This window comes from Ruegeria sp. HKCCD6119, assembly GCF_013110585.1.
Lineage (GTDB): Bacteria > Pseudomonadota > Alphaproteobacteria > Rhodobacterales > Rhodobacteraceae > Ruegeria.
The window spans coordinates 48,177-62,279 of the sequence record NZ_WVQV01000008.1; the positions used below are offsets into that span (position 1 = coordinate 48,177).

Below are 14,103 nucleotides of genomic sequence, written 5' to 3' on the forward strand. Positions count from 1 at the left end.
CCTCTGCCATCCCCAGTTCCACTGCATCGCCACAACGCAAAAAGGAGATGCGATATGGAAACCTTGAAACTGCTGACACTGACGGGATTGATCGCAACCGCACCAGTTCTTGCTTTGGCCAATGTCGGACTGGGCGACAAATTGGGCACAAGCGAAGCCGATATCCGCGCGGCGCTTGAAGCCCAGGGGTACCAGATCGAAGAGATCGAATTCGAAGGTGGGAAGATCGAGGTTGAACTCACCAAGGATGGCGTGGAAACTGAACTGGTTCTGTCTGACACGGACGGGGTGGTGACAGCCATCGAGCTCGAAGAGGACGACGACTGAACCCGCAACGTCCATGGGGCCGCATGAAAGTTACTCAAACGTCTTTGCTCTGGCTTCTTCTGGTGGTGCAGGCCCTCTGCGCCGCCTTTTTCATGACGGATGCGCTGCTGGATTGGACAGGCGGCGACGGCGCGGGATTTCGTCACCTTCATTCGTTCGAGCTGTTTTTGTCGCTGGCGCTTGTCGGCGGCCTGAGCGCCACGATCGCCCTGATCCGTTCCCAGTCCAGACGGGTGCGCGACATGCAGCGGCAACTGCAAGTGGCGCAAGGGGCTTTTGCCCAGGTCATCGAAACCCAGTTCAGCGCGTGGCAGCTTAGTGAGGCTGAGCGTGACGTTGCCATGCTGACGATCAAGGGGCTTTCCATCGCGGAAATCGCCGGAATGCGACAGACGAAAGAAGGGACGATCAAGGCCCAAAGCGCTGCGGTCTATCGAAAGGCGGGCGTTTCCAGCAGGGTGCAGTTGCTCAGTTTCTTTGTCGACGAACTCCTGTCAGAACCGTTGGTCAGGGATGTGCCCTGAAACAGTGGCAGAGCCTCGTGCCTATTCACTCACACATTCCTAAAAACCTGTGAAACGAAGTGAAGGCCCGGCGCCTTTCTTTTTGGGCCAGCCTCGTCCACATCCATGGCATGCGGACTTTGGAACACTGGAGATGGTTATGTTCACGCGCCTCATTCTCGCCTCTTCGGCTCTGGCGATCAGCGCAACGGCGCTTGCCGCGCAGAGCCTGGGCGACGGCACCTATATTCACGGCTTCATCGGCTACAGCCAGCTACAGGACAGCGATTTCACCGGGACGATCGGTGGCGCGACGCAATCGGTCGATACCGAATTCGACGCAGGTTTCGGACTGGGCCTCGCGGTAGGCAAGGAAATCCCGCAATGGTCCAACGATATCATCGGAACGCGGATCGAGCTGGAACTGTCATATCGCGACAGTGACGTGGATGGTGTAAACTTTACCGGCAATGGTCCGGGGCCCGAGGGCAATATCTCGGGCGACGTCACGCAGACCTCGTTATTTGCCAATCTGCTGTTCGATTTCAAACAGGCCGGCGCGCTGACACCGTTTGCCGGGTTTGGGCTGGGTGCCACCTATTCGAATCTGGATTTTTCTTACGGGCCGGGTGTGGCGCTGGACGACACCGACACCACCTTGGCCGCCCAGCTGATCGCCGGTGTGGCATATGACATCAACCCGTCGACAGCGTTCACGATTGACGCCCGTTACGCCCGCGCCTTTGATGTTTCGTCGCAGCGCCTGGCCCCCAACGGAGCTTTGACCGGCAACGTAGAGGACGATCTGGATACTTTCAGCATCAATTTCGGACTTCGCCATAATTTCTGATTGCTTCGGGTGTCAGGTTTCTCTCCGGTTTCCTGCACCTCTTTGCCCTCGCGCCTCAGGCGCGGGGGCACCCGGAAAACCCCGAAAAATGCAGTACGCGCAGGACATCTCGGTGGTCGCTCGACCTGCAACAACCGCCTGCTTCATCTGGCTAAAAATATCCTCGGGGGGAATCGTGCCTGCGGGCACGATGGGGGGCAGACAGCCCCCCTGACCCGGCAACCGGCTTACGACGGCGCTTTGGTCTTGCGCAGATAGGGGAAGATCGTTTCGAACTCGCCAAACTTGGCCTTGGCGTCTTCGTTCGACACGGTTGGCGGGATGATCACGTCTTCACCCGGCACCCAGTTGGCAGGTGTCGCAACGCCCTTGGCCGACATCTGCAAACCGTCAAGCGCGCGCAGAATTTCGGCAAAGTTCCGGCCCACGGTCATCGGGTAGGTCATCGACAGCTTCAGCTGCTTGTCCGGTCCGATGATAAAGACGGAACGCACCGTGGCACTGTCAGCCGGTGTACGGCCGTCGGGCAGATATGCTTCGGCGGGCAGCATGTCGAAAGCCTTGGACACAGCCAGACCGTCGTCGGCGATGATCGGAAAGCCGGGTTCGGCCTTGCCGTATTCCTCAATGTCCTTCTTCCACTTTTTGTGGTCTTCGACACCATCGACCGATACGCCGATCACCTTGGTGTTGCGCGCGGCCCATTCGTCATTCAACTGCGCAACGGCCGAAAACTCGGTGGTGCATACAGGTGTGAAATCCTTTGGGTGCGAGAACAGAATGGCCCAGCTATCGCCAATCCAGTCGTGAAACTGAATGGTGCCCTGATCCGTTTCTGCCGTGAAATTCGGAACGGTGTCGTTGATACGCAAACCCATGGGGCATCTCCTTCTCTGTGAAAAACCTGAATCGGTTGTTTGGAACCTAATCACTTTGTGTGCAGGTTAAACCGTCCATCGCGCTTGAGGATACGGATTTCGTGGGCATTGCCAGAAAATAATTTGATCAAATTCACTATTGCTCAGCCTGTGCATGGGTGACAGAGTGGCCCCGAACAGCCGATTTCAGGCAGACCTTCAGGAGGGCTCAGGATGATCGAAAAGCGGGATTTCTATATTAATGGTCAGTGGGTGGCCCCATCGCAGCCCAATGACTTCGAGGTCATCAACCCGTCAACCGAAGACCCCTGCGCCGTGATCTCGCTTGGCGCCGAAGCCGACACGAATGCGGCCGTTGCCGCGGCCAAGGCCGCCCTGCCGGGCTGGATGGCCACGCCAGTGGAAACCCGCATCGCGCTGGTGGAAAAACTGGTCGAACTCTATGCAGCCCGGGCAGAGGATCTGGCGCAGGCGATGTCACTGGAAATGGGCGCCCCGATCGATCTGGCGCGCTCGGCGCAGGCGGGTGCCGGCATCTATCACCTGAAGAACTTCATCCGCGCCGCCAGGTCGTTTGAATTTGAACGCCCGCTGGGGGATCATGCGCCGAATGATCGCATCATTTACGAGGCGGTAGGCGTTGCCGCTTTGATCACGCCGTGGAACTGGCCGATGAACCAGATCACGCTCAAGGTTGGGGCTGCTGCGATTGCGGGCTGCACCATGGTGCTGAAACCGTCGGAACAAAGCCCGCTGAACGCCATGATCTTTGCCGAGATGATGGGCGAGGCAGGCTTCCCGCCCGGTGTGTTCAATCTGGTCAACGGCGACGGTGCGGGCGTTGGTTCGCAACTTTCGGGCCATCCGGATGTAGACATGGTCAGCTTCACCGGCTCGACCCGCGCAGGCACCGCGATTTCCAAAAATGCGGCTGATACCCTCAAGAAAGTACATCTTGAGCTAGGAGGCAAAGGGGCCAACGTCATCTTTGAGGACGCGGACGAAAAAGCGGTCAAGCGTGGGGTGCTGCACATGATGCAAAACACCGGCCAAAGCTGCAACGCCCCCAGTCGGATGCTGGTGCAGCGCCCGATCTATGACAAGGCTGTGGAAACCGCGGCCGAGGTCGCAAACATGGTCAAGGTTGGCCCTGCCTCAGAGGAAGGCCGCCATATCGGACCGGTGGTGAATGAAGTTCAGTGGATCAAGATTCAGGACCTGATCCAGAAGGGCATCGATGAAGGGGCGCGGCTGGTCGCAGGCGGCACCGGACGGCCAGAGGGGCTGAACAAGGGCTACTATGTCCGCCCCACGGTCTTTGCAGATGCAAACAACCAGATGACCATCGCCCGCGAAGAAATCTTTGGCCCGGTTCTGACCATGATCCCCTTCGACACCGAAGAAGAGGCTGTCGAAATCGCCAATGATACACCCTATGGCCTGACCAACTATGTTCAGACGCAGGACGGCGCGCGTGCCAATCGCATGGCGCGGGCGCTGCGGTCGGGCATGGTCGAAATGAACGGACAATCGCGCAGCGCGGGCTCACCGTTCGGCGGCATGAAGCAATCCGGCAACGGGCGTGAAGGCGGCGTCTTTGGGCTTGAGGACTTCCTCGAGATCAAAGCTGTCGGCGGTTGGGCGGCAGAGTAACTTACCTGCAAAGCAGACAGATCGGGCGGGGCAACGCGGTTGGCCCCGCCCGCAACCCCCTATAGGGGCCGCACCACAAGCTGGGGTACGCCATCGGACGTGCGGCGCTGGGATTGACCGTCCCACCCAATCTCGCCGGTGACGCGCTGTCGAAATGCAGAAAAGCTGTCAAAGCGCACCACATCGACCGGCGTATCGAAATGCAGGGTCACTCGGCGACGCGCGCCATCGCCAAGCATGGTCAGACCGCGAATTTCGGCCGTGAACGCCTGACCCAGATAGCGCCCTTCGACCCGATCACCCACGCGCAGATGCATCCGGTTTCCGGCCATTGCGTGCAAGGTGTTCCAGTCTCGAACGCCATGCTGATGGGCCAGCAGTTCCAATGCCGCACTGTGCGACAGCGAAACGCCCTTCGTTTTCAAGTCTTCCCGCAGGCGTTTCGCCTGCGCTTTCAGCTCTTCAACCGGAGCAACGGTTTGGGATCGTATCATCATGTGCCTCGTGTCCTTGAACGGGCGCGAAGTCAGGACGGGGCTCGCATTTCCATCCGCGCGCCGGGAAAGGGCAACAGATGCTTTTCAAACCGGGTTTCACCAAAGCCAATGGCCGCGAACGGCAGGGGACCCGAACCTGAGGTGCCTTTTGGCAGCGGCCGGGCCGTCTGTCAATCAGGCGTCTGCCTGCGCCGCCTCATAGGCCAGCATGGCACGCTTGACAGGCAAGCCCCAGTGATAGCCCCCCAGACCACCTGATTTGCGCAATGCCCGATGGCAGGGGATCAACCAACTGACCGGGTTGCGGCCAACTGCCGTTCCCACGGCGCGAACGGCTTGCGGCGAGCCGACTCGCTGGGCGATCTCGGAATAGGTCGTGACCTGCCCGGACGGGATATGCATCAGCGCTTCCCACACCTTGATTTGCAAAGGTGATCCGATCAGGAAAAGCGGTGTCGGCTCCAACCGGTCGCTGGCAGCGCCAAAAGCACTCAGCGCCCAAGGACGCAGACGCATCGGATCTTCGACAAACGTCGCCTTGGGCCAGCGCGAGATCATGTCTTCCATCGCGGCCTCTTCGCCGGTCTCGGCGCCGAAGGCAATGCCGCAGATGCCCTTGTCGGTCCCCATGACCAGCGCAGGGCCAAAGGGGCATTCGAACCACCCCCAATAGATCGTCAGACCTTCGCCTTTGCGGGCATATTCGCCGGGGCTCATGGATTCCCACGTCAGGAACAGGTCATGCAGACGTCCGCTGCCGGACAGGCCCACATTGTGGGCCGTTTCCAATGTCGTAAACCGTTCACGCAACAATGCCTTCGCATGGCCCAGCGTCAGGTATTGTTGATACCGTTTCGGTGACACTCCGGTCCAACGCGAGAACAAACGCTGGAAATGGGCCGGGCTCATATCCATCTGGCGTGCCAGTTCATCAAGGCTCAGGCCTTCACCACCCTGATCGATCAACTCGATTGCCCGGCGCATGACGTTGTAATGATAACCGCTTTCTGGGGTCTGGACGTTCATGGTTCCACCTCATCTTCTGACAAAACCATAGCGCGCTGGCCACGCTGTCGCGACCCGGAACTTGCGCATTGGCTTTGTGCTTGTGTCAGGGCGCGGTGGACGGCATTAAGGCCCGGATGGCAAAGCAACTCGACTATCATACGATCCGCGAGATTTTCACGCGCTTTCAAAAGGCCGACCCGGAACCCAAGGGCGAGCTGGAGCATGTGAACGTCTATACTCTGGTCGTCGCCGTGGCCCTTTCGGCGCAGGCCACGGATGCGGGTGTCAACAAAGCGACGCGCGACCTGTTCAAGATCGCCGACACGCCGCAAAAGATGCTGGATCTGGGCGAGGACGGCCTGATCGAGCACATCAAGACCATTGGCTTGTTCCGCCAGAAGGCCAAGAACGTCATCAAGCTCAGCCGTATCCTGGTTGACGAATATGGCGGCGAGGTTCCCAATTCCCGGGCTGCCCTGCAATCCCTTCCGGGTGTGGGCCGCAAGACGGCCAACGTGGTTTTGAACATGTGGTGGCGGCAACCGGCGCAGGCGGTGGACACCCATATCTTTCGCGTCGGCAACCGCACCGGTATTTGCCCCGGCAAGGATGTGGACACGGTCGAACGCGCCATCGAAGACAATATTCCCGCTGACTTTCAACTTCATGCGCATCACTGGCTGATCCTGCATGGCCGGTACCACTGCAAGGCGCGCAAGCCGCAATGCCCGACCTGCATCATCCGTGATCTCTGCCAATTCGAGGACAAAACCCTATGAAGACTTATCAACTGACCGGCATCGGAAATGCCGTTGTGGACGTGATTTCCCAGGCCGATGACAGCTTTCTGGAGCTGATGGGCATCGAAAAAGGCATCATGCAGTTGATCGAACAGGAACGCGGCGAGGTGCTGTACGCCTCGATGGAAAGCCGAGTTCAAACGCCGGGCGGCTCGGTGGCCAATACCATTGCGGGCGCAGGCGCGCTTGGGTTGGATGCAGCATTCATCGGCCGGGTACACGATGACGCTCTGGGCCGGTTCTATGCAGATGCGATGAATGAAGATGGCGTCGACTTCGTGAACCCGCCTGTTCCGGGTGGCGAATTGCCGACGTCACGCTCGATGATCTTTGTGTCGCCTGATGGCGAGCGGTCGATGAACACTTATCTGGGCATTTCCTCGGAACTGTCGTCTCAGGACGTTCCGGATGAGGTCGCAGGAAACAGCCAGATCATGTTCCTTGAGGGGTATCTGTTCGACAAAGAGAAGGGCAAGGCGGCATTCCTTGAGGCCGCACGTGCCTGTCACAAGGGTGGCGGCAAGGCCGGGATCGCCATTTCCGACCCGTTCTGTGTGGAACGGCACCGGGTGGATTTCCTGCTGCTGATTGAAAACGAGCTGGATTTCGTGATCGGCAACGAGGCCGAGATCAAATCCCTGTTCGAAACCGACGACCTGGAAGAGGCGCTGCGGCGCACGTCGGCGATCTGCCCGCTGGTGGTCTGCACCCGGTCGGGCGACGGGGTGACGGTTATGAACGGCGACGCTCGCATTGACGTACCGGTCGAGAAGGTCGTCCCCGTTGATGCAACAGGTGCGGGCGACCAGTTTGCCGCCGGGTTCCTGTTTGGCATGGCAACCGGCCGCGATTTCGAGACCTGCGCCCGTATTGGCAATGTCTGCGCCCGCGAGGTCATCAGCCATATCGGCCCGAGACCCGAGGCGGATATGCTGGAATTGCTGCAGGAGGAAGGGCTGCTTTGAGCCCAAACCTACCAAGGTTGGCTGCCCCGGGAACTTCCTTCTTAACACCAACGGTAGTTCAGCTAGATAGTTCGAAACTGTCTAAACACAGATGGATATCGGGGGGCCTATTTTGGATAGAAGCGCTTTGATTGGGTCATGGAAAATGCATGCGTGGACGCGGCAGTCGGTGGCAACGGGAGAAATTACCGATGCACTGGGGCCCGACCCAATCGGCTATATTGCATACCACGCAGACGGTCGGATGATGGCCACTGTTTTCAGGCGCGATCGCCCGAACTCAGGCCGAAATGGTTGGACCGAAAGCGAAAAAGCGCAGCTTTTCGACGACATGCTTGCCTACGTCGCGTCTTATTCACTGGAAGAAGACCGCGTCGTTCATCATGTTGATGGGTCTTGGAATCCAAATTGGCACGGCGACCTTTCGCGTCCATTTGTACTCGAAGGTGATAGATTGGTGATTAGTGGTGCTCCCGGAATCGATCCCATGACGGGCGAAGAAGTCGTCTATCGGATGGAATTTACGAAGGTATAGGCGCTTTAACGACAGAACCGCCAAACACCGGCTGGTATTGGTTTTGGTATACATGCCGACCAATACGAACGGCAGATTTGTCCGCCTAGCGGATCAATCTGAAACGCAACCCAAGCGATCAGAATTCGCTTAGATAGTCGGAAAAAGCCTCGACCACGCGCTCATACACCTCGCGCTTGAAGGGCACGATCTCGGCGATCAGCCGGTCTGGCTCCTGCCATTTCCAGCAGGTGAACTCGGGGTGGTCGGTTTCGATGTCGATCTGATCGTCGGTTCCCAGATACCGCATCAGGAACCATTTCTGCTCCTGCCCGCGGAAGCGGCCCTTCCATATCTTGGGCACGATGTCATGCGGCAGGTCATAAGGCAGCCAGCCCTCGGTTTCCGCGATGATTTCAACCAGATTAGCCGTGACTCCGGTTTCCTCCAACAGCTCTCGCAAGGCCGCATCACGAGGGTCTTCGCCCTTGTCCACACCGCCCTGCGGCATTTGCCAGGCGTTCGCGTGGCGGTCGTTGCGCTGTCCGACAAAGATCTGGCCCTGATCGTTCATCAGCATCAGCCCGACGCAGGGGCGGTAGGGCAGTTTTGCAATATCTTCGGGGGTCATGCGCGGCCTCATCGGGTTGTTCCGCCCACCTCTAGCAACCACCGGCGCAACAGCAAAGAGGGTGACGTGGGGTTTCGCGTGACAAAGTTTACGCGAACGTCAATCTATCACGCAAATTCAGGAGGGAGAGTTTTGCCATGACTGTGTACCCAAACATGCTGGCACCACTGGATCTGGGCTTTACCACGTTGAAGAACCGGGTCCTGATGGGCTCGATGCATACCGGGTTGGAAGAAACCGGCGACTGGAACCGGGTGGCCGAGTTCTATGCCGCCCGCGCGCGCGGTGGCGTGGCGCTGATGGTCACGGGGGGAATCGGGCCGAACCTTGAAGGCTCGGTCCTGCCGGGGGCGGCGATGATGACCAGCGACAAGGACGTGGCCAATCATTCCGTCGTCACCGACCGTGTGCATCAGGCAGGTGGCAAGATCGCGATGCAGATCCTGCATGCGGGCCGCTATGCCTATGGGCCGAAATGCGTGGCGCCCAGCCCGGTGAAGTCTCCGATCTCGCCCTTCCCCCCCAACGAGTTGGACGAGGACGGCATCGAGAAACAGATCAGCGACATCGTCAACGCCGCCGTGCTGGCCCAAAAGGCGGGCTATGACGGGGTCGAGATCATGGGGTCCGAGGGTTATTTCATCAACCAGTTTCTGGTGACCCACACCAACAAGCGCACAGACCGTTGGGGCGGGTCCTATGAGAACCGCATGCGCTTGGCTATCGAGGTGGTTCGCCGCACCCGCGCGGCGGTGGGAACCGATTTCATCATCATCTACCGGCTGTCGATGATCGATCTGGTACCCAACGGCTCGACCCATGACGAGGTGGTGCAACTGGCGCAGGAGATCGAAAAGGCCGGGGCCACGATCATCAACACCGGCATTGGCTGGCACGAGGCGCGGATTCCGACCATCGCCACCAGCGTGCCGCGCGCGGCCTTTTCCTGGGTGACCAAGAAGCTGATGGGCAAGGTGGGGATTCCGGTCATCACCTCGAACCGGATCAACACGCCCGATGTGGCCGAGCAGGTGCTGGCCGAGGGCTGTGCCGATATGGTCTCTTTGGCGCGGCCGATGCTGGCGGATGCGGATTTCGTGGCCAAGGCGATGGCCGGCGAGTCGGCCAGGATCGCGCCCTGCATCGCCTGCAACCAGGCCTGCCTGGATCACACCTTCAGCGGCAAGCTGACATCCTGCCTTGTCAACCCGCGCGCCTGCCACGAGACCGAGCTGGTGATCGAAAAGGCCGCCACGCCCAAGCGCGTGGCCATCGTAGGCGCGGGTCCGGCGGGCCTGTCCACGGCGATGACGGCGGCGGAGCGCGGCCATAACGTGACCGTGTTCGATAAGGCCGACGAGATCGGCGGCCAACTGAACATGGCCAAGCAGGTGCCGGGCAAGGAAGAGTTCTGGGGCTTGGTGGACTGGTACCGCACCATGCTGAACGATCTGGGCGTCAAGGTCGAATTGGGCCGCAAAGTCGGCGCCGACGATCTGGGCGGGTTCGATGAGGTGGTGATCGCCACGGGCGTCAACCCGCGCGACCCGCAGATCCCGGGCGAAGACAGCGACAATGTCGTGAACTATATCGACGTGCTGCGCGACAAGGCCCCGGTGGGCAAATCGGTGGCCGTGATCGGCGCCGGCGGCATCGGCTTCGACGTGTCGGAATACCTGTTGGAGGAAGGCCATTCGCCCACCACCGACCTGCCCTTGTGGATGAAGGAATGGGGCGTCGCCGACCCTGAACAGCACCGCGCAGGCCTGGCGCCGGAAGGCCCGCAACCCGAGGCGCCCAAGCGGCAGGTCACGCTGCTGCAGCGCAAGAAGCAGGCGCATGGCAAGGGGCTGGGCAAGACCACCGGCTGGATCCACCGCGCCACGCTGAAGATGAAGGATGTCAACTTCGTGGGCGGCGTGAACTATGAACGCATAGACGACGAGGGGCTGCATGTCTCGTTCGGAGAAGAGCGCGCCGATCCGACCGTCATCAAGGCGGATACGATCGTTCTGTGTGCAGGACAGGTGCCCGAGCGGTCGCTGGCCGACGCGCTGATCGAACGCGGGATCACCCCGCATGTGATCGGTGGGGCGGACGTGGCGGCCGAACTGGACGCCAAACGCGCGATCAATCAGGGCACACGCCTTGCCGCAGAGTTCTGAAGCCACTCGTTCAGAGTGTCTTCAGTCCGACAGCGCGAGCTTTGCACCCAAGGCACCAAAAGCGGTTGCGAAACACCGCTTTATCCACGCCATCACAGCAGGGCGCCGGATCACATAGTCCCGCGCCAGTGCGGCGCATGCCCCATACCCGACAAAAACAATAAATGTCATGGCCATGAAGGCCAGCGCCAGTTTGGCCAGCTCCATTCCTGCATTTGCTGCATTCGCCGGCAGGAATTGAGGCAGAAAGGCCAGGAAGAATAGCGACAACTTTGGGTTCAAAACGTTGATCAGCGTTCCTGTCACGGCAATTCTAAAGTCGCTTTTTGCGGATTTCTCCGCCGCGACGTCCATGGCGCCACCGTCCTTCAGGATTCCCCATGCCATGTAGAACAAGTACAAGACGCCAAGATATTTGATGAGTTGAAACGCGACGGCACTGGTGTGCAGCAAGGCTGCAAGTCCGATGATGCTGGCCAAGGCCGCAGGAACGATCCCAAGTGTGCATCCGAAGGCTGCGGCAAGACTTGCGCGAAACCCGCGCCCAAGACCGACAGCCAAAGTATAGATGACGCCGGTACCCGGCAGCAAAACAACAATCAATGATGTGACGAAGAATTCCAGCGACATTATTACCCCCTGCAAATGCAGGCAGATTCACTAAGTGCGCCGAAAATGTAAATGCCTTTCCATAACATGAACCGAACGGACGGTTTCAACGACCTGCGGCTATTCCACGGTGATCGTGATCACTTCGGATACAATCGGCGGGGAATGCGGCACATGCCCGGCATCGCCCAGAACCAATTGCAGGGTGTGTTGGCCCGGCGACAGATCCAATGCTACTTCGGTCTGACCGCCTCCGAAGTGCATGTGATTATCGTCGGCGGGCAGGCCATTGGCCAACTCATCCTCGCCATCCTCGCCTTCACCCAGCGGGGGACGGTCAAGCAGCAGGTGGTGGTGCCCGGTGTTTTCTTTGTCGGTTCCGGCGGGCGCGACGCCCATGCCGCTTAGGCCAAAGACAACCGTGACCGGTGATTGCACGGTATCGCCATCCGACAGGTTGACGAAATAGACTTTTGCATCAGGATTCGACGGGGTCTCTCCTCCGGCATGCGCAAAGCCCACAGAAAGGCAAAGCGCAGCAATGGCGAAAAAGGTTCTCATGATCTCCTCCCTGGTCACAAAAATGCCATTCTCAATGAGAGATCTTAGCGCGATTGCCTGAAAAACACAGCATCACATTGCCTGAGGTGAGTTTGGAAACCACTGTTTCTGCGTTTCTCATACGCAAACGATCCGATTCAAATCCCTGATATTATCCCATGTCTGCCCCGTTTCCGCCCAGATTCAGCGCCATAGTCAGGACGGAAATCAAGATCTGGGGAACGAGTATGGACCGACTGACCGAAATGGAAGCCTTCGCCAATGTGGTGGACCAGGGTGGCTTCACCGATGCGGCCAAAAAGATGGGCATCTCCAAATCAGCTGTGTCCAAACACGTATCGAGCCTTGAGGCGCGTCTGGGAGCGCGGCTGTTGAACCGCACCACGCGCCGGGTTTCACCAACGGAAATCGGGCTGGCCTATTATGACCGCGCGCGGCGCGTGTTGAATGATGCCGGAGAAGCGGATTCACTGGTCACGTCAATGCAATCGGCCCCGTCTGGTCTTTTGCGCATCAGCGTCGCCACGGATTTCGGCGTCAATCACCTGTCACCTGTTCTGTCCGAGTTCCTTGCAGCCTACCCCGACATCACCGTGAACATGGTTTTGAACAACCGCTATGTCGAGCTGATTTCCGAAGGATTTGACGTGGCCGTGCGCATTGGTGAGCTGGAAGACAGCACGTTGCGCGCCCGCAAACTGACCGAGACGGTCAAACGCATGGTCGCCGCGCCCAGTTATGTCGAAAGATTCGGCCGGCCGCAGAAGATCGATGATCTGAACGAACACAAGCTGCTGCATTATTCCAGCCAATCCTCGGGCAATGTCTGGAAACTGACCGCGCCGTCCGGCGAAAAACGTCAGGTTCGTACCGCCGGGTGGTTGAGTGTCAATGATGGCCAATCCCTGTTGAACGCAGCGGTTTCCGGCCTGGGTATCGCCTATCTGCCCAGCTATCTTTACGCCGAAGCCCTGAAGGCCGGGCTGGTTGTCGATGCAATGCCGTCCCTGCCTGACGAAGTTCAAGGCGTTTACGCCGTCTACCCGCCGGGCCGCTTTACGCAACCCAAAGTGCGGGCCTTCATCGATTTCCTCGTTGATTCCTTCCACGGGAAGGGTCCGATGGACTGGTAATTTCTCCCTGAAGACCAACCTTTGGCCCGCGTATGAAAGTGCGGGCCTTTTTTTACGGGTCGATCACTGACAGTCCCATGGACCGGGCGGAAGTGCGCAAGCTGTCCGTCAGCACATTCTGACCCGGCGGTGGGGTCTCGGAACTGCGTACCAAAAGAGCAATATCGCGATTTGCATTGGCGATGGACAGCGGTCGCAAGCGCACCTCGTCGCGGTAGATCCCCTGTCTGCGAGCATAAAGATCAGGCAGTACCGCAACACCAACACCCGAAGCCGCCATCAGAACAATGGAATCAAGCGTCGTGCCTTCATACTCATCCGAAACAACCCCACCGCATTCCGCCGCCAATGCATAGACGATGCGCGACAGGCGGTGGCTTTGATCCAGGGTGAGGAAGATCCGGTTCTGAAGATCGGTGGCACTGACACCCTGCAAGTCCCGCGCCAGAACGTCATCAACGGCAACCGCGACCCAAAGAGGTTCGTTGAACAACCGGTGTTGCACGGTATTCGGATGATCTTCGGGCGTGGACAATATCAGATCAAAGCGACCGGATTTCAGACCCTGTTCCAGATCCAGTGTGTTTTCCTCGCGAACCGCAATACGCAATCCGGGGCGAATCCGGTGCACCTGTTTGATGGCTTGCGGCAACAGATAAGGCCCGATCGAAGGCAAAACCCCCAGTCGCAACCTTCCTCCGGCGGGCATATCGTTCGACATGGCGTGGCGAAGGTCCTTGACCTCTGCCAGGATCTTCTGTGCGCGCAAGATGAATTCTTCTCCTTTCGCCGTCACCTGGATACCACCCCGGTTACGCTCAAAGATCCGAACGCCAAGCTCTTGTTCTACAGTCGCAATTTGCGTCGACAGGCTGGGCTGGCTGACATTCAGCACCTCGGCAGCCAAACTGAATCGCCCAAGGCGACTGACCGTAACGATGTATTCCAACTGTCGCAATGTGGGACGCATTTCATAGCCTGAAACTATATATAACTTAGAAAGATAGTA

Annotated in this window: 16 protein-coding genes; 9 read left to right on the forward strand and 7 right to left on the reverse strand. The window is 58.8% G+C overall.

The window, feature by feature from the left end; genetic code table 11:
• The first annotated feature begins 54 nt into the window (after positions 1 to 54).
• From GS611_RS16095 to GS611_RS16105, 3 genes are all read left to right on the forward strand, one after another.
• A complete protein-coding gene (locus tag GS611_RS16095; RefSeq protein WP_171233448.1) occupies positions 55 to 327 on the forward strand; it encodes a PepSY domain-containing protein in 273 nt (90 codons plus the stop codon).
• A gap of 23 nt (positions 328 to 350) precedes the next feature.
• Positions 351 to 851, forward strand: a complete 501-nt coding sequence (locus tag GS611_RS16100; protein WP_171637312.1) for a helix-turn-helix transcriptional regulator — start codon at positions 351 to 353, stop codon at positions 849 to 851.
• A 139-nt stretch (positions 852 to 990) separates the two neighbouring features.
• A complete protein-coding gene (locus GS611_RS16105) occupies positions 991 to 1,680 on the forward strand; it encodes an outer membrane protein (protein WP_171637314.1) in 690 nt (229 codons plus the stop codon).
• Positions 1,681 to 1,907: 227 nt separating this feature from the next.
• Here the strand turns inward: GS611_RS16105 and GS611_RS16110 are convergent, their stop codons facing one another.
• On the reverse strand, positions 1,908 to 2,558 hold the full coding sequence (locus GS611_RS16110) for a peroxiredoxin (RefSeq protein WP_171637316.1): 651 nt from the start codon (positions 2,556 to 2,558) through the stop codon (positions 1,908 to 1,910).
• Positions 2,559 to 2,771: 213 nt separating this feature from the next.
• Here GS611_RS16110 and GS611_RS16115 point away from each other — a divergent pair, with 213 nt between their 5' ends.
• Positions 2,772 to 4,211 (forward strand): aldehyde dehydrogenase family protein, encoded by a 1,440-nt coding sequence (locus GS611_RS16115; RefSeq protein ID WP_171637318.1) that lies wholly within the window; start codon positions 2,772 to 2,774, stop codon positions 4,209 to 4,211.
• A gap of 59 nt (positions 4,212 to 4,270) precedes the next feature.
• On the opposite strand, the gene GS611_RS16120 is transcribed toward GS611_RS16115, so the two are convergent.
• Complete coding sequence (locus GS611_RS16120) at positions 4,271 to 4,708, reverse strand: glyoxalase superfamily protein (protein ID WP_371732282.1); 438 nt, start codon at positions 4,706 to 4,708, stop codon at positions 4,271 to 4,273.
• A 174-nt stretch (positions 4,709 to 4,882) separates the two neighbouring features.
• Positions 4,883 to 5,734, reverse strand: coding sequence for a bifunctional helix-turn-helix domain-containing protein/methylated-DNA--[protein]-cysteine S-methyltransferase (locus tag GS611_RS16125; protein ID WP_171637321.1), 852 nt, complete (start codon positions 5,732 to 5,734; stop codon positions 4,883 to 4,885).
• Between the two features lie 116 nt (positions 5,735 to 5,850).
• Between GS611_RS16125 and nth the strand changes: the two genes are divergently transcribed.
• From nth to GS611_RS16140, 3 genes are all read left to right on the forward strand, one after another.
• Complete coding sequence (gene nth / locus GS611_RS16130; protein ID WP_171637323.1) at positions 5,851 to 6,495, forward strand: endonuclease III; 645 nt, start codon at positions 5,851 to 5,853, stop codon at positions 6,493 to 6,495.
• Positions 6,492 to 7,481, forward strand: coding sequence for an adenosine kinase (locus GS611_RS16135; protein ID WP_171637325.1), 990 nt, complete (start codon positions 6,492 to 6,494; stop codon positions 7,479 to 7,481). Before nth ends, GS611_RS16135 begins: the two co-directional genes overlap by 4 nt.
• Positions 7,482 to 7,593: 112 nt before the next feature.
• Positions 7,594 to 8,016, forward strand: a complete 423-nt coding sequence (locus GS611_RS16140; RefSeq protein ID WP_245223618.1) for a lipocalin-like domain-containing protein — start codon at positions 7,594 to 7,596, stop codon at positions 8,014 to 8,016.
• A gap of 118 nt (positions 8,017 to 8,134) precedes the next feature.
• Here the strand turns inward: GS611_RS16140 and GS611_RS16145 are convergent, their stop codons facing one another.
• Positions 8,135 to 8,626 (reverse strand): RNA pyrophosphohydrolase, encoded by a 492-nt coding sequence (locus GS611_RS16145; protein ID WP_171637326.1) that lies wholly within the window; start codon positions 8,624 to 8,626, stop codon positions 8,135 to 8,137.
• A 137-nt stretch (positions 8,627 to 8,763) separates the two neighbouring features.
• Here GS611_RS16145 and GS611_RS16150 point away from each other — a divergent pair, with 137 nt between their 5' ends.
• Entirely contained in the window at positions 8,764 to 10,791 is a 2,028-nt protein-coding gene (locus GS611_RS16150) for an NADPH-dependent 2,4-dienoyl-CoA reductase (protein WP_171637327.1), read from the forward strand.
• A 21-nt stretch (positions 10,792 to 10,812) separates the two neighbouring features.
• Here the strand turns inward: GS611_RS16150 and GS611_RS16155 are convergent, their stop codons facing one another.
• Together GS611_RS16155 and GS611_RS16160 are read right to left on the reverse strand one after the other, a co-directional pair.
• Positions 10,813 to 11,421 (reverse strand): LysE family translocator, encoded by a 609-nt coding sequence (locus GS611_RS16155; RefSeq protein WP_171637328.1) that lies wholly within the window; start codon positions 11,419 to 11,421, stop codon positions 10,813 to 10,815.
• Between the two features lie 99 nt (positions 11,422 to 11,520).
• Entirely contained in the window at positions 11,521 to 11,961 is a 441-nt protein-coding gene (locus GS611_RS16160; RefSeq protein WP_171637329.1) for a DUF4399 domain-containing protein, read from the reverse strand.
• Positions 11,962 to 12,188: 227 nt separating this feature from the next.
• Here GS611_RS16160 and GS611_RS16165 point away from each other — a divergent pair, with 227 nt between their 5' ends.
• Positions 12,189 to 13,094: a LysR family transcriptional regulator gene (locus GS611_RS16165; protein ID WP_152459401.1), complete on the forward strand. Its 906-nt coding sequence runs from the start codon at positions 12,189 to 12,191 to the stop codon at positions 13,092 to 13,094.
• A 52-nt stretch (positions 13,095 to 13,146) separates the two neighbouring features.
• Here the strand turns inward: GS611_RS16165 and GS611_RS16170 are convergent, their stop codons facing one another.
• Positions 13,147 to 14,064 (reverse strand): hydrogen peroxide-inducible genes activator, encoded by a 918-nt coding sequence (locus GS611_RS16170; protein WP_171637330.1) that lies wholly within the window; start codon positions 14,062 to 14,064, stop codon positions 13,147 to 13,149.
• Positions 14,065 to 14,103: the final 39 nt, after the last annotated feature.